General features: G+C 39.2%; 19 protein-coding genes and 2 pseudogenes. 14 read left to right on the forward strand and 7 right to left on the reverse strand.

Annotated elements, in window-relative coordinates:
- Window positions 1–16 precede the first annotated feature (16 nt).
- The 8 genes and pseudogenes from AYS37_RS05295 to cheW all read left to right on the forward strand — a co-directional run bounded on the left by AYS37_RS05295 (window position 17) and on the right by cheW (window position 9,396).
- A complete protein-coding gene (locus AYS37_RS05295) occupies window positions 17–547 on the forward strand; it encodes a hypothetical protein (RefSeq protein WP_001211143.1) in 531 nt (176 codons plus the stop codon).
- A gap of 15 nt (window positions 548–562) precedes the next feature.
- Complete coding sequence (gene serA, locus AYS37_RS05300; protein WP_000285076.1) at window positions 563–2,137, forward strand: phosphoglycerate dehydrogenase; 1,575 nt, start codon at window positions 563–565, stop codon at window positions 2,135–2,137.
- A 9-nt stretch (window positions 2,138–2,146) separates the two neighbouring features.
- A pseudogene (locus tag AYS37_RS05305) lies at window positions 2,147–4,046 on the forward strand (menaquinone biosynthesis decarboxylase).
- Window positions 4,021–4,689, forward strand: coding sequence for a YggS family pyridoxal phosphate-dependent enzyme (locus tag AYS37_RS05310; protein WP_000888230.1), 669 nt, complete (start codon window positions 4,021–4,023; stop codon window positions 4,687–4,689). The pseudogene AYS37_RS05305 and the gene AYS37_RS05310 overlap by 26 nt, the downstream one beginning before the upstream one ends.
- Window position 4,690: 1 nt before the next feature.
- Window positions 4,691–5,449: a UDP-2,3-diacylglucosamine diphosphatase gene (locus AYS37_RS05315; protein ID WP_000894977.1), complete on the forward strand. Its 759-nt coding sequence runs from the start codon at window positions 4,691–4,693 to the stop codon at window positions 5,447–5,449.
- A gap of 3 nt (window positions 5,450–5,452) precedes the next feature.
- Window positions 5,453–6,388 carry a chemotaxis protein CheV3 gene (gene cheV3, locus AYS37_RS05320; RefSeq protein WP_000818700.1) on the forward strand — a complete coding sequence of 312 codons (936 nt, stop codon included), beginning with the start codon at window positions 5,453–5,455 and terminating at the stop codon, window positions 6,386–6,388.
- Window positions 6,389–6,445: 57 nt separating this feature from the next.
- Window positions 6,446–8,902 (forward strand): chemotaxis histidine kinase/response regulator CheAY2, encoded by a 2,457-nt coding sequence (gene cheAY2 / locus AYS37_RS05325; RefSeq protein ID WP_000342336.1) that lies wholly within the window; start codon window positions 6,446–6,448, stop codon window positions 8,900–8,902.
- Entirely contained in the window at window positions 8,899–9,396 is a 498-nt protein-coding gene (cheW, locus tag AYS37_RS05330; RefSeq protein WP_000070762.1) for a chemotaxis protein CheW, read from the forward strand. Before cheAY2 ends, cheW begins: the two co-directional genes overlap by 4 nt.
- Window positions 9,397–9,654: 258 nt before the next feature.
- Here the strand turns inward: cheW and tpx are convergent, their stop codons facing one another.
- The gene (tpx, locus tag AYS37_RS05335; RefSeq protein ID WP_001174630.1) at window positions 9,655–10,155 is read right to left on the reverse strand and encodes a thiol peroxidase; all 501 of its coding nucleotides are present in this window, start codon (window positions 10,153–10,155) and stop codon (window positions 9,655–9,657) included.
- A 222-nt stretch (window positions 10,156–10,377) separates the two neighbouring features.
- Between tpx and sodB the strand changes: the two genes are divergently transcribed.
- Together sodB and cmoA are read left to right on the forward strand one after the other, a co-directional pair.
- Entirely contained in the window at window positions 10,378–11,019 is a 642-nt protein-coding gene (gene sodB / locus AYS37_RS05340) for a superoxide dismutase [Fe] (RefSeq protein WP_000494623.1), read from the forward strand.
- A gap of 53 nt (window positions 11,020–11,072) precedes the next feature.
- On the forward strand, window positions 11,073–11,816 hold the full coding sequence (gene cmoA, locus AYS37_RS05345; RefSeq protein WP_000655584.1) for a carboxy-S-adenosyl-L-methionine synthase CmoA: 744 nt from the start codon (window positions 11,073–11,075) through the stop codon (window positions 11,814–11,816).
- Between the two features lie 32 nt (window positions 11,817–11,848).
- Here the strand turns inward: cmoA and AYS37_RS05350 are convergent, their stop codons facing one another.
- Genes AYS37_RS05350 through zapB form a run of 3 tightly spaced genes read right to left on the reverse strand, consistent with a single transcriptional unit; the run spans window position 11,849 to window position 14,169 of the window.
- On the reverse strand, window positions 11,849–13,708 hold the full coding sequence (locus AYS37_RS05350) for a primosomal protein N' (RefSeq protein WP_000500367.1): 1,860 nt from the start codon (window positions 13,706–13,708) through the stop codon (window positions 11,849–11,851).
- Window positions 13,693–13,929: a hypothetical protein gene (locus AYS37_RS05355; RefSeq protein ID WP_000051168.1), complete on the reverse strand. Its 237-nt coding sequence runs from the start codon at window positions 13,927–13,929 to the stop codon at window positions 13,693–13,695. Before AYS37_RS05355 ends, AYS37_RS05350 begins: the two co-directional genes overlap by 16 nt.
- 12 nt (window positions 13,930–13,941) lie before the next feature.
- Window positions 13,942–14,169, reverse strand: a complete 228-nt coding sequence (gene zapB / locus AYS37_RS05360) for a cell division protein ZapB (RefSeq protein ID WP_001191194.1) — start codon at window positions 14,167–14,169, stop codon at window positions 13,942–13,944.
- A 200-nt stretch (window positions 14,170–14,369) separates the two neighbouring features.
- On the opposite strand from zapB, the gene AYS37_RS05365 reads away from it, so the two are divergent.
- Window positions 14,370–15,116, forward strand: coding sequence for an SPOR domain-containing protein (locus tag AYS37_RS05365; protein ID WP_001172429.1), 747 nt, complete (start codon window positions 14,370–14,372; stop codon window positions 15,114–15,116).
- 2 nt (window positions 15,117–15,118) lie between these two features.
- Here AYS37_RS05365 and AYS37_RS05370 read toward each other — a convergent pair whose 3' ends face one another.
- On the reverse strand, window positions 15,119–15,643 hold the full coding sequence (locus AYS37_RS05370; protein ID WP_001120658.1) for a hypothetical protein: 525 nt from the start codon (window positions 15,641–15,643) through the stop codon (window positions 15,119–15,121).
- A gap of 180 nt (window positions 15,644–15,823) precedes the next feature.
- Between AYS37_RS05370 and AYS37_RS05375 the strand changes: the two genes are divergently transcribed.
- The 3 genes from AYS37_RS05375 to gdhA all read left to right on the forward strand — a co-directional run bounded on the left by AYS37_RS05375 (window position 15,824) and on the right by gdhA (window position 19,287).
- On the forward strand, window positions 15,824–17,047 hold the full coding sequence (locus AYS37_RS05375; protein ID WP_000884469.1) for a M48 family metallopeptidase: 1,224 nt from the start codon (window positions 15,824–15,826) through the stop codon (window positions 17,045–17,047).
- Window positions 17,044–17,874 carry a peptide chain release factor N(5)-glutamine methyltransferase gene (locus AYS37_RS05380; RefSeq protein WP_000176062.1) on the forward strand — a complete coding sequence of 277 codons (831 nt, stop codon included), beginning with the start codon at window positions 17,044–17,046 and terminating at the stop codon, window positions 17,872–17,874. The genes AYS37_RS05375 and AYS37_RS05380 overlap by 4 nt, the downstream gene beginning before the upstream one ends.
- Before the next feature lie 66 nt (window positions 17,875–17,940).
- Window positions 17,941–19,287, forward strand: a complete 1,347-nt coding sequence (gene gdhA, locus AYS37_RS05385; protein ID WP_000289170.1) for an NADP-specific glutamate dehydrogenase — start codon at window positions 17,941–17,943, stop codon at window positions 19,285–19,287.
- A 12-nt stretch (window positions 19,288–19,299) separates the two neighbouring features.
- On the opposite strand, the pseudogene AYS37_RS05390 reads toward gdhA, so the two are convergent.
- Window positions 19,300–20,586 (reverse strand): annotated as a pseudogene (locus AYS37_RS05390) (glycosyltransferase family 10 domain-containing protein).
- Between the two features lie 9 nt (window positions 20,587–20,595).
- Complete coding sequence (locus AYS37_RS05395) at window positions 20,596–23,406, reverse strand: cytochrome c biogenesis protein (RefSeq protein ID WP_000838629.1); 2,811 nt, start codon at window positions 23,404–23,406, stop codon at window positions 20,596–20,598.
- Window positions 23,407–23,414 lie beyond the last annotated feature (8 nt).

Below are 23,414 nucleotides of genomic sequence, written 5' to 3' on the forward strand. Positions count from 1 at the left end.
AAAGCATGAGAATGGCATGAGATTTAAGGGTGTTGTTGCTTTTATTTCCCTAGCTGTCGCTCTTGGCGTTTTAGCCTATTTGTTTTTAAGCGTTAAAAAAGAAATGCCCGCTACTTCTCATGCGATCTCTCAAACCAATGAAGGTCTCTCTCAAACAGATGCAAAAAGCCATGACATCAACCTAGAAGAAAATAGCCCTGATGAAACCTCTCACAATGAAAAAGCCCCCCATAACGAAGAAAATCGCAATAACGCCATTTCTCAAAACCTTGATGCTCAAGAATCTATCAATTACCCCGTTGTGGAACATTATTTTGAAATCCCTTTTGAAGAAAAAAAAAGGGAATATTCAAAGCTTATCATTAAGGATTTAAAGGACTATCAATGGTGGTGTTTAAAAGAAATCCTCAAAAAAGAACAAATTGATTACGCTTACGATAGCACCAAAAACCAACCTAACCTCATCATCTATTTAGATAAAAACAAAAAAGAACGCTTGCTGGCTGATTTAGACTATTATAAAATACGCTATCATGCTGTTTTTTAAATTCAAAGGATAAAAATGTATCAAGTAGCCATTTGCGACCCCATCCATGCTAAAGGCATTCAAATTTTAGAAGCCCAAAAAGATATTGTCTTGCATGATTATTCCAAATGCCCCAAAAAGGAGCTTTTAGAAAAACTCACTCCCATGGATGCGCTCATCACGCGCAGCATGACCCCTATCACAAGCGATTTTTTAAAGCCCTTAACCCACTTAAAATCCATCGTGAGAGCGGGCGTGGGAGTGGATAATATTGATTTAGAAAGCTGCTCTCAAAAAGGGATTGTAGTGATGAATATCCCTACCGCTAACACGATTGCCGCTGTGGAATTGACCATGGCGCATTTGATCAATGCAGTGCGTTCGTTCCCTTGTGCGAACGATCAAATCAAACACCAAAGGTTATGGAAAAGAGAAGATTGGTATGGCACGGAATTGAAAAATAAAAAACTAGGAATCATTGGTTTTGGGAATATTGGCTCTAGGGTGGGCATTAGAGCAAAAGCCTTTGAAATGGAGGTTTTAGCCTATGATCCTTATATCCCTTCTTCAAAAGCCACTGATTTAGGGGTCATTTACACAAAGAATTTTGAAGACATTTTGCAATGCGATATGATCACTATCCACACCCCTAAAAATAAAGAAACCATTAACATGATAGGCGCTAAAGAGATTGAACGCATGAAAAAAGGGGTTATTTTGATCAATTGCGCTAGAGGGGGGCTTTATAATGAAGACGCTCTTTATGAAGCTTTAGAAACCAAAAAAGTGCGTTGGCTTGGCATTGATGTCTTTTCTAAAGAGCCTGGCATTCACAACAAACTTTTAGACTTGCCTAATGTTTATGCGACCCCTCATATTGGCGCGAACACTTTAGAGTCCCAAGAAGAAATTTCCAAACAAGCCGCTCAAGGGGTTATGGAATCTTTAAGAGGTTCAAGCCATCCGCATGCTTTGAATCTACCCATGCAAGCTTTTGATGCAAACGCAAAAGCCTACTTGAATTTAGCGCAAAAACTGGGTTATTTTTCCAGTCAAATCCATAAGGGCGTGTGCCAAAAAATTGAACTCAGTCTTTGTGGGGAGATCAACCAATTCAAAGACGCCCTTGTCGCTTTTACGCTAGTGGGGGTGTTAAAACCCGTTGTAGGAGATAAGATCAATTACATTAACGCCCCCTTTGTGGCCAAAGAAAGAGGCATTGAAATCAAGGTTAGCCTTAAAGAAAGCGCCTCACCTTATAAAAACATGCTTTCTTTAACCCTAAATACGGCTAATGGCGCGATCAGCGTGAGCGGCACGGTGTTTGAAGAAGATATTTTAAAACTCACTGAGATCGATGGGTTTCATATTGATATAGAGCCAAAGGGCAAAATGCTTTTATTCAGGAATACGGATATTCCAGGCGTTATTGGGAGCGTGGGGAATGCGTTCGCTAGGCATGGCATTAATATCGCTGATTTTCGTTTGGGGCGCAACACGCAAAAAGAAGCCTTAGCGCTCATCATTGTAGATGAAGAAGTTTCTTTGGAAGTTTTAGAAGAGCTTAAAAACATTCCTGCATGCTTAAGCGTTCATTATGTGGTTATTTAAGGTAGTTGGATGCGAGATTTTTTAAAGCTTTTAAAAAAGCATGATGAATTAAAGATCATTGACACCCCTCTTGAAGTGGATTTAGAAATCGCTCATCTGGCCTATATAGAAGCGAAAAAACCTAATGGAGGCAAAGCCCTTTTATTCACGCAACCCATAAGAAAAGAGCATGATCAGATCAAAACCTTTGGCATGCCTGTTTTGATGAACGCTTTTGGCTCTTTCAAACGATTAGATCTTTTATTAAAAACCCCTATAGAGGATTTACAACAACGCATGCAAGCCTTCTTGTGCTTTGACGCCCCTAAAAACTTCACTGAGAGTTTGAAAGTCTTAAAAGATTTATGGGATTTAAGACACGTTTTCCCTAAAAAAACCGCTCGCCCCAAAGATCTCATCACCAAGCAAGATAAAGAAGTCAATTTGTGGGATCTACCCGTTTTAAAAACTTGGGAAAAAGATGGCGGGGCTTTCATCACTATGGGGCAAGTCTATACCCAAAGCCTGGATCATAAAAAAAAGAATTTGGGCATGTATCGTTTGCAAGTTTATGATAAAAACCATTTAGGCTTGCACTGGCAAATCCATAAAGACTCCCAACTCTTTTTCCACGAATACGCTAAGGCTAAAGTCAAAATGCCTGTCAGCATCGCTATTGGTGGGGATTTGCTCTACACATGGTGCGCGACAGCCCCCTTACCTTATGGCATTTATGAGCTCATGCTCTATGGGTTTATTAGGGAGAAAAAAGCGCGCGTGATGCCATGCTTGAGCAATCCTTTGAGCGTGCCAAGCGATTGCGATATTGTGATAGAAGGGTTTGTGGATTGCGAGAAATTAGAGCTTGAAGGGCCTTTTGGGGATCACACTGGCTATTATACCCCCATTGAGCCTTACCCTGTTTTAGAAGTCAAAACCATTAGCTATAAAAAAGATTCCATTTACTTAGCCACTGTGGTGGGTAAGCCCCCTTTAGAAGACAAATACATGGGGTATTTGACCGAACGCTTGTTTTTGCCCTTGCTTCAAATGAACGCCCCCAATCTTATAGATTATTACATGCCAGAAAATGGGGTGTTTCATAATTTGATTTTAGCCAAAATACACACGCGCTATAACGCTCATGCCAAGCAAGTCATGCATGCTTTTTGGGGCGTGGGGCAGATGAGCTTTGTCAAGCATGCGATCTTTGTCAATGAAGACGCTCCCAATCTAAGAGACACCAACGCTATCATTGAGTATGTATTAGAAAATTTTTCTAAAGAAAAAATTCTTATTTCTCAAGGCGTGTGCGACGCCTTAGATCATGCAAGCCCTGAATACGCTATGGGGGGGAAACTCGGTATTGATGCGACTTCTAAAAGCAATACCCCCTACCCCACGCTTTTAAACGATAGCGCCTTATTAGCGCTTTTACAAGATAAAATGCAAAATATCGTTCTTTTGAAGCAATATTACCCGCACACTCGTAACCCCATTTGCGTGATTAGCGTGGAAAAGAAAGATAAAAGCGTCATTGAATTGGCTAAAAACTTGCTCGGTTTTGAAGAGCATTTGCGCATCGTCATCTTTGTAGAGCATGTCAGCAACGATTTAAACAACCCTTACATGCTGTTATGGCGCATCGTTAATAACATTGACGCCAAGCGTGATATTCTCACCTCTAAACATTGTTTTTTTATAGACGCTACCAATAAGGGCGTTATGGATAAACATTTTAGAGAATGGCCCACCGAAACCAATTGCTCCATGGAAGTCATAGAAAATTTGAAAAAGAAAGGGCTTTTAAAAGATTTTGAAACTTTAAATCAAAAATTCCATCTCACGCATTCTTTCAGCACGCACAAAGAAGATCTATAAAGAAGAAGCCATAAAGAATAATTATGTTAGATTATCGCCAAAGGATTGATACCCTCATCACCAAAATAGAAAAGGCTCGCATCGCCTATTCAAGGCATCATATTGTCAAAATCGTGGCTGTTTCAAAAAACGCTTCCTTAGAAGCTATCCAACATTACTACAACTGCTCTCAAAGGGCTTTTGGAGAAAATAAAGTTCAAGATTTAAAAACTAAAATGCATTCTTTAGAGCATTTGCCCCTTGAATGGCACATGATAGGCTCTTTACAAGAAAATAAAATCAATGCGCTTTTGAGTTTAAAACCCGCTCTTTTGCATTCTTTAGACTCTTTAAAACTCGCCCTAAAAATAGAAAAGCGTTGCGAAGTATTGGGCGTCAATTTAAACGCTCTTTTACAGGTTAATAGCGCGTATGAGGAAAGTAAAAGCGGGGTGGTGCCTGAAGAAGCGCTAGAAACTTATTCTCAAATCAGTGAAACTTGCAAGCGCCTCAAGCTTAAGGGGCTGATGTGTATAGGGGCGCACACCGATGATGAAAAGAAAATTGAAAAATCCTTTATCACCACCAAAAAGCTTTTTGACCAAATAAAAAATGCGAGCGTTCTTTCAATGGGCATGAGTGATGATTTTGAATTAGCGATTGCTTGCGGGGCGAATCTTTTAAGGATTGGCTCTTTTTTGTTCAAAGAGTAAGATGCTAGAAACTTATGCGCTTAAAAGTGGGGCTGTTTTTATCTCTGATGCGCATTTTTTGCCCAAAAGCCCTCATTTAATCCATACGCTTCAAGAACTTTTAAGCGCCAAACCCCCACAAGTCTTTTTCATGGGCGATATTTTCCATGTGCTTGTGGGCTATTTGCCCCTAGATGAAGAGCAGCAAACAATCGTTGATCTCATCAACGCTTTAAGCGAAATTTCACAAGTTTTTTATTTTGAAGGCAACCATGATTTTTCCATGCGTTTTGTATTCAATTTTAAAGTGGTGGTTTTTGAGCGCCAAAACCAGCCCGTATTATTCCAATATGACAACAAACGCTTTTTACTAGCCCATGGGGATTTATTCACTACTAAGGCGTATGAATTTTACATCACGCAGCTCACTTCCACTTGGGCTAGATTTTTTCTAACTTTTTTAAATTTATTAAGTTTTAAAACCTTATACCCTTTTTTTAAAAAACTCATTTATCAAAAACCCATCCGCCTTTGGGAATTAGAGCCAAAAGAATTGCAATCTTTTATTGAAAAGCGCCTAAAAGCCTATCAAAACTACATTAAAGATCTCAACATTGATAGCATTGACGGCATTATAGAGGGGCATTTTCATCTCAAAAGCGGTGCAAAAATCCCCTTGAATGCGCCGATTTACTGCCCACTGCCCTCCTTTTATTACGAACAAAGCCTTTTTAAGGTATCATCAAGCGTTTTAGAACCATCTCAAAATAAGGACGCCTAAATCATGGCAGAAAAAACAGCTAACGATTTAAAACTAAGCGAGATAGAACTCGTGGATTTTCGTATTTATGGCATGCAAGAGGGCGTCCCTTATGAGGGGATTTATGGCATTAATGTGGCTAAAGTCCAAGAGATTATCCCCATGCCCACCCTTTTTGAATACCCCACGAATTTGGATTACATTATCGGCGTGTTTGATTTGCGCTCCACGATCATCCCGCTTATAGACTTGGCCAAATGGATAGGGATTGTCCCGGATAAAAGCAAGGAAAACGAAAAAATCGTCATTATCACTGAATTTAACAATGTTAAAATGGGGTTTTTAGTCCATTCCGCTAGGCGTATCAGGCGCATTAGCTGGAAAGATGTGGAGCCTGCATCCTTTAGCGCATCTAATAGCATCAATAAAGAAAATATCACCGGCACGACCCGCATTGAAAACGACAAAACCCTACTCATTTTGGATTTAGAAAGCATTTTAGACGATTTAAAGCTTAATGAAGACGCTAAAAACGTTAAAGATACCCCTAAAGAGCGTTTTGAAGGCGAAGTGTTGTTTTTAGACGATAGCAAGACCGCAAGAAAAACCTTAAAAAACCATTTGAGTAAATTGGGTTTTAGCATCACTGAAGCTGTGGATGGGGAAGATGGGTTGGATAAATTAGAAATGTTATTCAAAAAATACGGGGATAATTTGAGGAAACATTTGAAATTCATTATTTCAGATGTTGAAATGCCTAAAATGGATGGCTATCATTTCTTATTCAAGCTCCAAAAAGACCCTAGGTTTGCCTATATTCCTGTGATTTTTAATTCTTCTATTTGCGATAATTATAGCGCTGAAAAGGCTAAAGAAATGGGGGCTGTAGCGTATTTAGTCAAGTTTGACGCAGAAAAATTCACCGAAGAAATTTCTAAGATTTTAGACAAGAATGCGTAATTCTTTTTATAAAATTGTAAAATACTCTTATCTCAAACGCTAAAAAGGGGTTTTAAAATGGATGATTTGCAAGAAATAATGGAAGACTTCTTGATTGAAGCCTTTGAAATGAACGAGCAGTTGGATCAGGATCTGGTGGAATTAGAGCATAACCCTGAAGATTTGGACTTGCTCAATCGCATTTTTAGAGTGGCCCACACCATTAAAGGCTCTAGCTCGTTTTTGAATCTTAACATTCTCACGCACCTCACGCACAACATGGAAGATGTCTTGAATCGTGCCAGAAAGGGCGAAATCAAAATCACGCCGGATATTATGGATGTCGTGTTGCGCTCCATTGATTTGATGAAAACCTTGCTCGTAACGATTAGAGATACCGGATCAGATACCAATAACGGCAAGGAAAACGAGATTGAAGAAGCGGTCAAACAGCTTCAAGCCATTACGAGCCAAAATCTAGAGGGCGCTAAAGAAACTTCAGGGACTAAAGAAACCCCCCAAAAAGAAAATAAAGAAGAAGCGAAAGAAGAAAATAAAGAAAACAAGGCAAAAGCCCCTACTACAGAAAACTTCTCAAGCGATAACCCGCTAGCCGATGAGCCGGATTTGGACTATGCCAACATGAGTACTGAAGAAGTGGAAGCGGAAATTGAACGCCTACTTAACAAACGCCAAGAAGCCGATAAAGAACGAAGGGCTCAAAAAAAGCAAGAAGATCAAGCCAAGCCTAAACAAGAAGTCGCCCCAGCAAAAGAAACCCCTAAAACAGAAACCCCTAAAACAGAAACCCCTAAAACAGAAACCCCCAAAGCCCCTAAAACAGAAACTAAAGCTAAGGCTAAAGCAGATACTGAAGAAAATAAAGCCCCTTCTATTGGCGTGGAGCAAACCGTTAGGGTAGATGTGCGCCGCTTGGATCACTTGATGAATTTAATCGGCGAGCTTGTGTTAGGAAAGAATCGCTTGATCAGGATTTATGGCGATGTGGAAGAACGCTATGATGGGGAAAAGTTTTTAGAGGAATTAAACCAGGTGGTTTCTTCTATTTCAGCGGTAACGACAGACTTGCAGCTTGCGGTGATGAAAACCCGGATGCAACCAGTGGGCAAGGTGTTCAATAAATTCCCTCGCATGGTAAGGGATTTGAGCCGGGAATTAGGTAAAAGCATTGAATTGATTATTGAGGGCGAAGAAACCGAGCTTGATAAATCCATTGTAGAAGAGATTGGCGATCCGCTCATCCACATTATCCGCAACTCATGCGATCATGGGATTGAGCCTTTAGAAGAAAGAAGAAGGCTTAACAAGCCTGAAACCGGTAAAGTGCAATTGAGCGCGTATAATGAGGGTAACCACATTGTGATTAAAATCTCTGATGATGGCAAGGGGTTAGACCCTGTGATGCTTAAAGAAAAAGCGATTGAAAAAGGGGTGATTAGCGAAAGAGACGCTGAAGGCATGAGCGATAGGGAAGCGTTTAACCTCATTTTCAAACCAGGCTTTTCTACCGCAAAAGTCGTTTCCAATGTTTCAGGCAGAGGCGTGGGCATGGATGTGGTGAAAACCAATATTGAAAAGCTTAATGGGATCATTGAAATTGATTCAGAAGTGGGGGTAGGCACGACCCAAAAGCTTAAAATCCCTCTCACTTTGGCTATCATTCAAGCTTTACTCGTGGGCGTTCAAGAAGAATATTACGCTATCCCGCTTTCTTCAGTTTTAGAAACCGTGCGTATCAGCCAAGATGAAATCTATACCGTTGATGGCAAGAGCGTGTTGCGTTTGAGAGATGAGGTGCTTTCTTTGGTGCGCCTTTCTGATATTTTTAAAGTGGATGCTATTTTGGAATCCAACTCAGATGTGTATGTGGTCATCATTGGCTTAGCCGATCAAAAAATTGGCGTGATCGTGGATTATTTGATCGGTCAAGAAGAGGTGGTTATCAAGTCTTTAGGTTATTATCTTAAAAACACTAGAGGCATTGCTGGCGCTACGGTGAGGGGCGATGGGAAAATCACTCTCATTGTAGATGTGGGGGCGATGATGGATATGGCAAAGAGCATTAAAATCAATATCACTACCTTGATGAACGAATCCGAAAACACCAAGAGCAAAAATTCTCCTAGCGATTATATTGTCTTAGCGATTGATGACAGCAGCACGGATAGAGCGATTATCCGCAAATGTTTAAAACCATTAGGCATCACGCTTTTAGAGGCCACTAACGGGTTAGAAGGCTTAGAAATGCTTAAAAATGGCGATAAGATTCCGGACGCTATTTTAGTGGATATTGAAATGCCTAAAATGGACGGCTACACTTTCGCTTCTGAAGTGCGTAAATACAATAAATTCAAAAACCTGCCTTTGATCGCAGTAACCAGTCGGGTAACCAAAACCGATAGGATGCGCGGCGTTGAATCCGGCATGACTGAATACATCACCAAACCTTATAGCGGTGAATATTTAACCACCGTGGTGAAGCGCAGCATTAAATTAGAAGGAGACCAATCGTGAGCAATCAATTAAAAGATTTATTTGAAAGACAAAAAGAAGCTAATGCAAGCTCTAAACAAGAAGATAATGAAGAAATTTTGCAATTCATTGGCTTTATTATTGGCGATGAAGAATACGCCATTCCTATTTTGAATATTTTAGAGATCGTCAAACCCATTGGTTACACGCGAGTCCCTGAGACCCCAAACTATGTGCTTGGCGTGTTCAACTTAAGGGGTAATGTCTTCCCGTTGATTAGCCTGCGTTTAAAATTCGGGTTGAAAGCTGAAAAGCAAAACAAAGACACTCGTTATTTGGTGGTGCGCCATAACGATCAGATCGCTGGGTTTTTCATTGATCGCTTAACTGAAGCCATTCGCATCAAGCAAACGGATATTGATCCGGTGCCAGAGACTTTGAGCGATAACAATAATTTAACTTATGGCATTGGGAAACAAAACGATAGACTCGTAACCATTTTAAGAGTGGAAGAAATCTTAAAGAAAGACTTCTAAAAATTTTAGTTTATCCATAGCCCCTATGGGCTTTGAGAAAGACTTATTCCGTTAAAAAGCTTGATTAAAATCAAGCGATAATGTTTGATTGAAAATAGAGTCTTTTTTAATCTTTTCTTTTAAAAATAGCGTGAAACTTTTTTAAACGAATTAAAAAGAATCTCTCATTTTTTAGTTTTTATCGCCGACACCTTTTAATAAGTGGGGCTTTTTGCGTTGAGATTTACTAGATTATAGCCCCCTCCTTTTAAGGATTTCCTATTTCAACACTTTTAAAAGCGCTTCATAATTAGGCTCTTCTAAAATGTTTTGAACGATTTCTTTATAGATAACCACCCCCTTATCATCAAGAACAAACACCGATCGAGCGAGTAAGCCTTGCAAAGAGCCTTTGCCCAACAGCACGCCGTAATTTTCCCCAAAAGCCTTATACCTAAAATCGCTTAAGATTCTTAAGTCCTTAATGCCTTCAGCGCCGCAAATTTGCCCTTGAGAAAAAGGCAAGTCCATAGAAATAACGCTAAAACTCACAGAAGGCAGTTTACTGACTTGCTCATTGAAGTGTTTGGCTTGGAGCAAGCAAACCGATCCAGTTAAGCTAGGAAGCGAGCTAACGACCTGAAAACGCACGCCTGGCTTCAACAAATTGACTTCTTGCAAATCGCCATTCACCAATTTCACATCAGGGGCTTTATCGCCCACTTTCAAGGCTTTCCCTTCTAATTGGTATGTTTCTTCTTTAAAAGTAACTTTTTGCATGGTTAAATCCTTTCTAATGAATTGCTATATTGCGTTAGAATAATAGTCAATTAAAATTAACTTTTAAAAAATTTAAAAAGAATTTGTTTAAAAAGTCGTTTTCATTTTAAAAAACCCCTTAAAATCTACAAAATTTGCATAACGATCCATTTTTAAGAAAAGATTTACCAAAAAGTATTAAAAAATGATTACAATACGGCTATCTGATCACAAGGAGAAAACATGTTTACATTACGAGAGTTGCCTTTTGCTAAAGACAGCATGGGAGATTTTTTAAGCCCTGTGGCGTTTGATTTCCACCATGGGAAACACCATCAAACTTATGTGAATAATTTGAATAACTTAATCAAAGGCACGGATTTTGAGAAAAGTTCTTTGTTTGCTATTTTGACAAAGTCTAGCGGAGGCGTGTTCAATAACGCCGCTCAAATTTACAACCACGATTTTTATTGGGATTGCCTAAGCCCCAAAGCGACTGCCTTAAGCGATGAGTTAAAAGGGGCTTTAGAAAAAGATTTTGGCTCATTGGAAAAATTTAAAGAAGACTTCATTAAGAGCGCGACCACTTTGTTTGGCTCTGGTTGGAATTGGGCAGCGTATAATTTAGACACTCAAAAAATTGAAATCATTCAAACGAGCAACGCGCAAACCCCGGTTACGGATAAAAAAGTGCCGCTTTTGGTGGTGGATGTGTGGGAGCATGCTTATTATATTGACCATAAAAACGCGCGCCCTGTGTATTTGGAAAAATTCTATGGGCATATCAATTGGCATTTTGTTTCTCAATGCTATGAATGGGCGAAAAAAGAAGGCTTAGGCTCAGTGGATTACTACATCAATGAGTTGGTGCATAAAAAAGCTTAAGCGTTATTTTGATAGGGTGGTTTAAAGGTTTTTAAACCACGCTTCTTTTTTGAATGAAAGACACTCTGTTTAACAAATCCCTAAACAAACGCTTTTGTTTTGATGAGAAAGTCGCCCATGTTTTTGACGACATGCTGGAGCGCTCTATCCCCTATTATCATGAAATGTTGAATCTAGGGGCGTATTTTATCGCTCAAAATTTAAAAGAAAATATTTATCCTAAGTCCTTGCCTAAGTCCTTGCCTAAGCCTTTGATTTATGATTTAGGTTGTTCTACCGGGAACTTTTTTATCGCGCTTAACCAACAGATCCAACAGGATATTGAGCTTGTAGGGATTGACAATTCCATGCCCATGCTTAAAAAAGCGCAAGAAAAATTAAAAGATTTTAACAATGTCCGTTTTGAATGCATGGATTTTTTAGAGGTTGAGTTTAGAGAAGCGAGCGCATTTTCATTGCTTTTTGTGTTGCAATTTGTCCGCCCCATGCAAAGAGAGGTGTTGCTCAAAAAGATTTATAACAGCCTTGCGTTGAATGGGGTTTTATTGGTGGGCGAAAAGATCATGAGCGAAGATCGGATATTAGACAAGCAAATGATAGAACTATACTACCTTTATAAACAAAATCAGGGTTATAGCCACAATGAAATCGCTTTCAAAAGGGAAGCGTTAGAAAATGTGCTTGTGCCTTATAGTTTAAAAGAAAATATCGCGCTTTTAGAAAGCGTGGGGTTTAAGCATGTGGAAGCGCTGTTTAAATGGGTGAATTTCACGCTGCTAGCCGCTAGAAAAACTTAAGTTTTTTTAAAAATATAGAAAACTTGAGTGTTTTAAAAAATATCCACAGGATCCATGTTCACGCTGCAAGGGATATTGGGGGCGGTTTTTAAAAACGCATGCACGCTTTTGACTAGGCTTAAAGGGTTTTTGGAACGCAACAAAATAAGGTAGCGATAAGAAGAAGCGATTTTTTCAATGGGGGCTTTGAAATTAGAGAGCGTTACGCCCTTTTCTAAACACGAAGAAAGGGTTTGAGAGGCTTTTAGGCTCAATTGTTGGGCTTTTTCTTCGTTTTTATGCTTAAACTCCAACAAACACAACCTTGAAAAAGGCGGATAGAGTTCGCACCTTTCTTGCAATTCGTATTGTAAAAAATCTTCATAATCTTCTAAGAAATTTTCTAACAGATCCGTTTCGGTGCTTTGAATGAACACTTGGCCAGAAATTTGCCTAGCGCTCCTCCCAGCGATTTGATAAAGTAACGACACGCCTTCTTCTAAAGCCCTGTAACTATTAGATTTAATGATATTGTCTATGCCTAAAACAACCGCTAAACTCACTTTAGCGTAATCATGCCCTTTGCTTATCATCTGCGTGCCGATTAAGATATTGGTTTTTTGAGCGTTGAAATCGTTTAAAATATTGTGGAGTTTTTTTGGCGTGCTGGTGTGATCTTTATCTAAGATCGCTATTTTAGCGCCTTTCAAAAGGCCTTCTAACTCGTTCAACACTTGCATGGTGCCTATCCTTTTACCCACTAAAACTTCGCTTTGGCATGCGTTGCAAATTTTAGGGATAGGGCTTGAAAAATGGCAATAATGGCACATGAGTTTGTTGGTCTTTAAATGCAAACTCATATTCACGCTACAAAAGGGGCATTGAACGCTTTTATAGCAATTTTGGCACAGCAAGGTTTTAAAATTAGCCCTTGTAGGCACAAAAATAATGGCTTGCTCGTTTTTGTCTATCACTTGTTGCAGCGCTTCTAGGAGTTTGGGCGTGATAAAACGCTCCGTTTTTTCAAAAATAATGTTTTTTTGCGTGGGGGTGTAGCGCCCCTTTAAGCGTACTAAAGCCTTATCTTTAAAGCGTTGGTAACTACTCAAACTTGGCGTAGCAGAGCCTAAAATCACTTGAATAGGGAATTTATGGGATAAATACAAGCATAAATCCCTAGCGTTATACATAGGGCTTTGCTGGGATTTATAAGAAAAGTCATGCTCTTCATCTACAATGATCAAACCCAACTCCTTAAGGGGTAAAAACAACGCGCTTCGTGTGCCTACCACTAATTTGATTTCTTGCGAATAAAGCTTTTCTAAAAATTGTTTTTTTTGATTTTGAGAGAGTTTGCTATGCCACAAGCCTAAATTTTCTTTAAAAACTTTTTTAAGGCGTTGTTGCATTTGAGGGGTGAGGGCGATTTCTGGCACTAACAACAGAGTGCTTTTTTTTTGCTCTAATATTTGAGCGATTGCATGCATATAAATTTCGGTTTTCCCGCTACCCGTATCGCCAAAGAGCAAGCTTGCTGGATGTTTTTGCAATTCTTTTAAAGCGTTGGTTTGCGTTTGGCTTAAAACATTAAGAACAGGCTCAATTTTTTCTAACCCCACTAAATCGCATTCTTTAAAAGGGGCAAAAAGGCTTAAGACTGAAGAAAGATTAGCCGAGTAATATTGAGCGATAAAAATAGCGAGCTCCATTTGAAAAGGGAGTAAAAAATAAGGGGTTTTTTCCAATTCTAGGCATTCAAAAGAGGGTTTTGAAACTTCTTTAAGAACGACGCCCAAAAGCGTTTTATTCCTTAAAGGGATATTGACTAACGCTCCGTTTTGGTGCTGTTCTTTAGAAAAGTAAGTTAAGGGGGGGGTTTTATTTTTTAAAGGAGCGATCAAGTAATAGAACATGATGAGATTTTTTCTAAAAGCTTTTGGAGTTCATTATGCAAATACTCGTTTTGACACCTTTCATGCAAATAGTCCTTTAAAAGCTCTAAGGCGTTTAATTCTTGGTTATGGAAACGCTCCTTTAGGGTGCGTTTCATCTCATCGCTAAAGGTGTTATTGAGAGAGATTTTATAGCGTTTGCCCAAATAAGTGATCTCTAAGCTATCGTTTTCTAAAGACATGTTTTTAATGGTTTATGACAATAAATCAGAGATTTTGTCATAAAGACCTTGAATACCCTTATCTTTAGCGCTCAATTCATCGTATAAAATAGCGATTTGAATGTCTTTTTCTTCATTTTGCGCATTCAGGGTGGTGTTTGCTTGGCGTAAAGCGTTCAACTCTTCTTCTTGTTTTTGGATTTTTTCAATCAATTCATCAATTTTAGCGCCCAACTGGTTCAATAAACTTAAAGATTGCATCATAAGCCTTTCTATGGTTTTTAAAAGTTATTATATCAAAGCTATTAAATTATCGCAAAATACCCCTATCCCCTTAAGGTAATGACTTTTACCATAAAATCAAGCAACTAAATCCTATTTTTAAGCAGTTCTTATGGCGGTATTTGGTATTTTTGATTACCATAAAACAATAAGATAGAAAGCTTGACAGGGAATGATAAATGCAAAAAAGTATATTCAAAATAACTCTGTTGTTGGTTTTCCTCTTTTTAAGGAATGCTGTTAGTTTAGACGATAAAAAAGCAGCTCCTAAAAGCGTTCAAAATACCCCTAAAAATTTACCCCCTATCCAGTTAAGGCTCGATCAAGCCTATGAAGACCTTATCAAAATGTTAGACAATATGGGAAAAAGCACGCAGTATGAGTTCCCTAAAATTAAAGAAATCCTAGAACAAAGCGAAGAGGAGTGGCTAGGAGTCGCCCATGAAGAATGCGTGGCGTTAGTCATGTTAATAAGCCCTAAGGCTTCTATTGAAAACAGCCCGATTTATAAGAATTGCTATGAAGCTTATGTGAAACAAAGAATCCATGATTTATATGATTTTTATATAGAGGGCAAAAAGGTGAAGAGAAAAATCAAGAAAGCCCATGAGCATGAAATGGCCCTCAACAAATCCCAACCCTTAAAAAAAGAACCGCCTAAAAGCGAGAATAAAAAGGGCTTAACAAAACCTAGCTTAAAAGACGCAAAGATCCCTAAAGGGTATTACTTGCAAATTGGGGCTTTTTTAAATTCGCCCAGTAAGGATTTTTTGCAAACGCTCAAAAATTTCCCTCACCAAATGGAGGAAAAAGACTCCCTCACGCATTATTTGATTGGCCCTTATAAAACCAAAGAAGAAGCCCTAAAACAGCTTGAAAATGCGGCTAAAAGCTTTAAAAATAAGCCCGTGTTGGTGGAAAAATAGTTTTATTGGATTTTATAAAGCCACATGGCTATTAGCGCAACAAACAAACTCGCACCCAAAAACGCATAGCCTATCATTTTATAAAGGGGGATAAAATTTTTTTGAATTTCTTCTTCTGCAATGATGATTTTAGAAACCTCTAAGCGGTTAGTTGGGGCGCTGTCTGTGAGGTAAAAGCCCTGTTTTTTAAGTGCAAAATAAGGGGTTTTGATCAAGGCGTCATTTTTAAAAGAGGCCACAAACGCCCCGATATTAGAAAACTTGACTTTGTTGTCCGCGTCTAATAAGACAAAGGGGGTGTTTTTGAATCGTTCTTCTAAGATTTTTAAAGGCTCTAAAGAAGAGGCATTATCCAATTCTAAAAGGCTTTTAGCGATCGCATCAGCGGTGTATTGCATGCGTATTTGGGTGTTTTCCAAAAGGTTATTTTTCGCATAAAAGAAAAATAACACTAACAAAACCCCCACTAAAAGCAAGGTAGAAAGGGTATAAACGATTAAAAAACGCTTTTTAAAAGAATGGGGCATGACGGACCTTTTTGTTGGTAGTGGGTTGAACAACATGGCTTTTTTATGATTGGATTAAAAACGCTCAAACGCAACCCTTTTTTCTACCATATTTATTTAATTTTATGGTAAATTTTTGAAAAATTGTTATAATTCCTACACTTTTATTGGTAAATTCATTTAAAAAAAGGAGTTTAGAATATGCTTGATATATGGATAGATATGATAATCTGTATTTTTTATTTGCTCTTTTTTACGACTCCTTACATTGTGGGCGATATTTTGCAATTGAAATTTATCCGCCAAAAGCTCTGCGAAAAACCTGTTTTACTCCCACAAAAGGATTATGAAGAAGCAGGAAATTACGCCATTAGGAAAATGCAGTTATCCATTATTTCTCAAATTTTAGATGGGGTGATCTTTGCTGGTTGGGTCTTTTTTGGTTTGACGCATTTAGAAGATCTCACGCATTATTTAAACCTTCCTGAAACGCTAGGTTACTTGGTGTTTGCTTTGTTGTTTTTAGCGATTCAAAGCGTTTTAGCTTTACCCATTAGCTACTACACCACCATGCATTTGGATAAGGAATTTGGCTTTTCTAAGGTGAGCTTGTCGTTGTTTTTTAAGGATTTTTTCAAAGGGTTATTGCTCACTTTAGGCGTGGGGTTGTTGTTGATTTACACTCTTATTATGATCATTGAACATGTGGAGCATTGGGAGATTAGCTCGTTTTTTGTCGTGTTTGTTTTTATGATATTAGCTAATCTTTTTTACCCTAAAATCGCCCAGCTTTTCAACCAATTCACCCCCTTGAATAATAGGGATTTGGAAAGTCAAATTGAGAGCATGATGGATAAGGTGGGTTTTAAATCCGAAGGCATTTTTGTGATGGACGCTAGCAAGAGGGACGGGCGTTTGAATGCGTATTTTGGGGGCTTGGGTAAAAACAAGTGGGTGGTGTTGTTTGACACTTTGATCTCTAAAGTTGGGACAGAAGGGCTTTTAGCCATTTTAGGGCATGAATTAGGGCATTTTAAAAATAAGGATTTGTTGAAAAGTTTAGGGATTATGGGAGGCTTGCTCGCTCTTGTTTTTGCTCTGATCGCTCATTTGCCACCGATCGTTTTTGAAGGTTTTAATGTCTCGCAAACGCCAGCGAGTTTGATTGCGATTTTACTCTTGTTTTTGCCGGTATTTTCTTTTTACGCTATGCCTTTGATCGGGTTTTTTAGCCGAAAGAACGAATACAATGCGGACAAATTTGGGGCGAGTTTAAGCTCTAAAGAGACTTTAGCCAAAGCGTTAGTGTCCATTGAGAGCGAGAATAAAGCGTTCCCCTATTCGCACCCTTTTTATGTTTTCTTGCATTTCACCCACCCGCCGCTATTAGAACGCTTGAAAGCTTTGGATTATGAAATTGAATGACCCTTTCACAAGCCCTAAACAAAGCCAAAAAAGGATTATCGCCAAAAGGCTTTAGGGGGGGCTTGGAGTCTGAAATTTTATTAGGCTTTGTCTTGCAAAAAGAAAGGGTTTTTTTGCACACGCATGCTTATTTAGAATTAACCCACGAAGAAGAGATGCGTTTTTTTGAATTGGTAGGAAAGCGTTTGAATGACTGCCCCATAGAGTATTTATTAGGAAGCTGTGATTTTTATGGGCGTTCTTTTTTTGTGAATGAGCATGTTTTAATCCCACGGCCTGAAACGGAGATTTTAGTCCAAAAAGCCCTTGATATTATTTCTCAATACCATTTAAAAGAAATAGGCGAAATCGGCATAGGGAGCGGATGCGTGTCTGTTAGCTTGGCTTTAGAAAACCCTAAACTTTCCATTCATGCGAGCGATATTTCACCAAAAGCTTTAGAAGTGGCGTTAAAAAATATTGAACGCTTTAATTTAAAAGAGCGTGTTTTTTTAAAACAAACGCATCTTTGGGATCATATGCCCATGATAGAAATGCTTATCTCTAACCCGCCTTATATTGCTAGAGATTATCCTTTGGAAAAATCCGTTCTCAAAGAACCGCACGAAGCCCTTTTTGGGGGGGTTAAAGGCGATGAAATCTTAAAAGAAATCGTTTTTTTAGCCGCTGAGTTAAAAATCCCTTTTTTGGTTTGTGAAATGGGGTATGACCAGTTAAAAAGCTTGAAAGAATGCTTGGAATTTTGCGGTTATTTTGCAGAGTTTTACAAGGATTTGAGCGGCTTTGATAGAGGGTTTGTGGGCGTTTTAAAAAGTTTTTTAAGATAAATTAAAAACTTAATTACCCTTTTAGTGTTACAATAAAAACACTTAAAACAATAAAGGATGTCGCTCATGTATGTTGAAAAAATTCTCCAATCTTTACAGAAAAAATACCCCTATCAAAAAGAGTTCCATCAAGCCGTCTATGAAGCCATCACTTCTTTAAAACCCCTTTTAGACAGCGATAAAAGCTATGAAAAGCATGCGATTTTAGAGCGTTTGATTGAGCCTGAAAGGGAGATTTTTTTTAGGGTGTGTTGGCTAGATGATAACCATCAAATCCAAGTCAATCGGGGGTGTAGGGTTGAATTCAATTCGGCTATTGGCCCTTATAAAGGGGGCTTGAGATTCCACCCTAGCGTGAATGAAAGCGTGATCAAGTTTTTAGGCTTTGAGCAAGTGTTGAAAAATTCGCTCACCACTTTGGCTATGGGGGGCGCTAAGGGAGGGAGCGATTTTGACCCTAAGGGAAAGAGCGAGCATGAGATCATGCGTTTTTGCCAGGCGTTCATGAATGAATTATACCGCCATATTGGAGCCACGACTGATGTGCCAGCCGGGGATATTGGAGTGGGCGAAAGAGAGATTGGCTATCTGTTTGGGCAATACAAAAAATTAGTCAATCGTTTTGAGGGCGTATTGACCGGTAAGGGGCTCACTTATGGGGGGAGCTTGTGCAGAAAAGAAGCTACCGGCTATGGGTGTGTGTATTTTGCGGAAGAAATGTTGCAAGAAAGGAACAGCTCTTTAGAGGGTAAGGTTTGCAGCGTTTCTGGGAGCGGTAATGTCGCTATTTATACCATTGAAAAATTGCTTCAAATAGGGGCTAAACCGGTAACGGCGAGCGATTCTAATGGCATGATTTACGATAAAGACGGCATTGATTTAGAGCTTTTAAAAGAAATTAAAGAAGCGCGTCGTGGGAGGATCAAAGAATACGCTTTAGAAAAAACTAGTGCGAAATACACCCCCACAGAAAATTACCCCAAAGGGGGGAATGCCATATGGCATGTGCCTTGTTTTGCGGCTTTTCCTAGCGCGACCGAGAATGAATTGAGCGTTTTAGACGCTAAAACCCTCCTTTCTAATGGGTGTAAATGCGTGGCTGAAGGAGCGAACATGCCCTCAAGCAATGAAGCGATTGAATTGTTTTTACAGGCTAAGATTTCTTATGGTATAGGCAAGGCGGCTAATGCTGGGGGGGTGAGCGTGAGCGGCTTGGAAATGGCGCAAAACGCGAGCATGCACCCTTGGAGTTTTGAAGTGGTGGATGCGAAATTGCACCACATCATGAAAGAGATTTATAAGAATGTCTCTCAAACCGCTAAAGAGTTTAAAGACCCTACTAATTTCGTTTTAGGGGCTAATATCGCTGGTTTTAGAAAAGTGGCGTCTGCGATGATAGCGCAAGGGGTTTGATTACCCCCAATTTTACAAACCCAATTTTTTAACCCATCTCCTTATGGCACGCAACAAAGGTAAGGTTTTTTGATAAGCTTTGCGATAGATTTTAAAAGTGGTGTTTTGAGAGAGTTCTAATAAAGGTGAAGCGTTTTGTAAAAGCCGGTCATAATTAACCCTCAAATCATCATAATTAACCCTCAAATCATCATAATTAACCCTCAAATCATCAATAGATATTAAAGGCTCATGCAAATCACGATAGAAAATGAAAGGATTATCGTGATAAATCGTGTCGTTTTCTAAAATCGTTTTAAAAAAATCTAGGATTTTTTTAAAACTCAAATCTTGGTAAAAGTAAGCTTTCCCATCAAGGGTGTTTAAAGGGTTTTCACAGAGCATGTCTAAATAAGCGTTTGGGTGCGTGTGCAAGTATTTGATATAATCTATCGCTTCATCAAAATCTTTAAAATCACAAACGTTCACAAAACTCTTAGGGTTAAAATCTTTCGCCACGCTGGGACTCCCCCAATAAATAGGAATGGTATGGCTGAAATAAGCGTCAATGATCTTTTCAGTTACATAGCCATAGCCTTGAGTGTTTTCAAAACACAGATTGAATTTGTATTGGCTTAAAAACTCGCTTTTGTTTTTGACGTTATAGCCTAAAGTGTTTTTCACGCTCCCTCCCCCAGCAACTGGCTCAATAGCGTTTAAAGCGTCATAGAAAGCGTTCCTTATAGGAGCGTTAGGGTTGCTTGCGACAAAACTTGCAAACCCTCTTTTCAAAGGATCGCTCTCATTATTCACTACTGCGCACAAATTAGGGTGGTTTTCTTTAAAATGATGGGAGGGTTTTTTTAAAGCATAAAGGCTGTTGTCTTTAATCTTGTAGGGCGCGGTGGTGTCATTCACGCTCTCTGCTTTATGGTGTAGTCTATCATAATATAAAGGCATTCTCAAATAACGATCTCTAAAGTCTAATTCATCAAAGCCTATGGCGTAATCAAAGAGGTTGAAGTTAGGGACTTCGTTTTCACCGGTATAAAACACCCTTTTAGTGTTTTGATAGGATAGGATTTTTCTGGCTGATCCAATAGGACTGCCAAAGACGAGATCGGAGGGTTCGTTGGGGTTTTGGTGGAGGGTGATTGTGTAGCGTTGGCTTAAGATGAAATACAGAGCGCTCTTTTTAAATTCTTCAGCGCCTCCCCACCAATTCGCCACAGCGATTTTTAGGGGGGGGGGGGAGATTTAAAAGTAATTTTTTTTAATTGGAGCGCTTTCTATAAAGGCGTCTAGTAAGGGTTGGAACATGATTATCCTTTAAACCAATTTAGGCAAACTCAAATGGCGTTTGAAATACGCCAAGATCACAAGAATAAAAGGTATCGCTACCAAAAAGTATAAGAAAGTGGGGATAGGTAAGGGATCGCCTGCGGCATAGCTGTGCAAGCCAGAAAGGTAGTAATTCACGCCAAAATAAGTCATTAAAACCGAATAAAACCCTAGAACGCTGCTGCTCGCTAAAATAAAGGGCCAATTGTGAGAGCCTAAAAAACGCAAATGCAAGATTAAAGCATAGACGCAAATAGAAATCAATGCCCAAGTTTCTTTAGGGTCCCACCCCCAATAGCGCCCCCAAGATTCGTTCGCCCACACCCCGCCTAAGAAATTCCCGGCTGTGAGCATGAACAGGCCTAAAATCATGCTCATTTCATTGATAGCGCTAATGGAGAGAATGGTTTTGTCCAAATTGAAACGCCCTTGTTTGCGCAAAATAAACAAAACCAAGCTCAAAATCCCTAGCACAAAACACAAGCCCAAAAAGCCATAACTAGCGGTGATGACAGAGACATGGATATTGAGCCAATAGGATTTTAACACCGGCACTAAAGGACCGATTTGAGGGTCCATAAAGCCTAAATGAGCCACAAAGAGCGCGATACCGGCTAAAAAGCTAGAAGCCGATAGCGCGAGTTTGGAGCGTAAAACAAACCCTGCGACAACAGAAGCCCATGCGATATAAAGCATGGACTCATAAGCGTTGCTCCAAGGCGAATGCCCGCTCACATACCAACGCAAGATTAGCCCCACAGAATGAGCGATCGCGCAAAGCAAGATAGCCATATAAAGGATTTTAGTGAGCCAAATATTTGGAATCGTGTTTTTAACCAGAGAGGTGATCACAACGATAAAAAGCAATAACCCAAGAAAGATATAAGGCAAGGTCAGGCTGTTAAAAAAATTGGTGTGGTTTAAAAAAATTTCAGAATCCACTTTTGAAGAAGATAAATAGAGGTTTTTGGCATGTTCTTGCTGATAGACGCTTAAATCTTTTAGGGTTTTTCCTACTTTATCCCATTGATTGGTTTTCAAAGCGTCATCAAACCCGCTAAAAATATTTTTTAAAAACTCCGTTGCCACGCTTGAAATTTCTTTATTGGGGCTGTTGATCGCTTCAATGGGCGAGAGCCAAGCGGTGGTTTTATCGCTAGGGAAAATGCGTAAAAATTGAGCGCTAAAAAGCGTATAGACTAAGTTGATCCGTTCATCTACTTTTAGCGCGTCTTTATCCAACTCGTTGTGCGCATTAGGGGATTTTTGATTGGCTTCTTCAACCAAATTTTTTAATTTATACCCACGGCTATCAAACGCATCTCTAAAAGCGATACGGCTTTCGTCTAAAGGCGTGCCAATAAGCTTCCTTAAGGCTTTATTGGAAGTGTAAATCATCTTAATACTGCGCCAATCGTTAGGGAAAAACATGATCCCTAAAAGCACCTGCATGGCGTTTAGCCCTTGAAAATCATCTTTTCTTAAAATCTTATGGATGTATTCAATGCTGATGGTATCAAGGGGTTTGATACGCCCGTCAAAATCCTGGACTTGAAGCCTTTGAAAGGCTTTTAAGTGGTCTTTGGAATACTCTCTTAAACGTTTCAAACGCTCTAAAATCGCACTTTTAGAATCTTCTTTATTGGCGGGATTTTCTACGCTTTGTCGCTCAATTTTAGCGCTTTTGCCCCCATGCATGTCAATTTGGCCTTCATTGGCGAACGAAGAAGCAAAAGGGCTGATTAGAATTAAAGCGAATAAGAAAGTAGCAGCTTGTTGGGATTTTAAAAAGCGTGAAAGCTTTAAAAAACGCCCGTTTTTATCCAAAAGCAACCACAAAGCCCCCAAAATAAGCATCGCATACCCTAAATAAGTGGGGATTTTACCCGGGTCTTTATTGACAGAAAGGATCGTGCCTTTTTCATCCATGTCATAAGAAGATTGGAAAAAGCGATAACCTTCATAATCTAAAACATGGTTCATGAAAATCCTATAAGGTTTGATTAAAGTGTTATCCAATTTCAAAACTTCCACTTCTGAAGCGTAAGATGAAGGACTCATAGAGCCGGCGTAACGCTCTAATTCAAAACGCTTCAGCTTGATTTGAAAGGGCAATTCAATGTAAGCGGATCCAAAACTTAAAGAGAGCTTGTCGTCTTTAAACGTCTCGCTTTCTTCTATGCCTTCATTCCTGTTGTTTTTAATGAGGTTGAATTTGTGGCTCACGCCGTTATAGGTCGCTTTTAACACTAAAATAGTAGCGTCATCTTTTTTAATGGCGTTTTGCTTGTAGATCTCTAAAGGTTCTAAAATTAAAGGCTTGTGATCTAAAGTGGCATGAATGGGTTTTAATCGTTTGGAATAATAAAAGGTTAAAGGCGTTTTTAAAGAAAGTTTGGTGGTGTCATTAAGAGTGATATTAAGGTAAGTGTCCGTGCTTTCAAAAGAGCTTTGCGCGCTATTTTCTCGCACATGCATAAGCCCTTCTACGCCAAAAAAGCGCGTGATGGCTGCCCCCAAAATGATTAAAATCAAGGAGCTGTGGAAAAAAAGGCTGGCGTATCTTTTGCGCTCCAAAGCTTTAGATTTAATGAATGTGCCTATTAAAACCACCAACAAATACGCATGCAAGAAATTAAACCAAGGGGTGTTATACACAATCGCCTTACTCGCACTCGTGCCGTAATCGTTTTCTATAAAAGTGGCTATCGCGCACGCTAAGGCATAGAGCGCGATTAAAGGGATAGCGACCCAAAAAGAAGCCAACAAAAAATAAATCAAGCTCTTAAGGCTTTTCATGCATTTTC

The organism is Helicobacter pylori NQ4053 (assembly GCF_000274605.1).
Classification (GTDB): Bacteria; Campylobacterota; Campylobacteria; order Campylobacterales; family Helicobacteraceae; genus Helicobacter; species Helicobacter pylori_CV.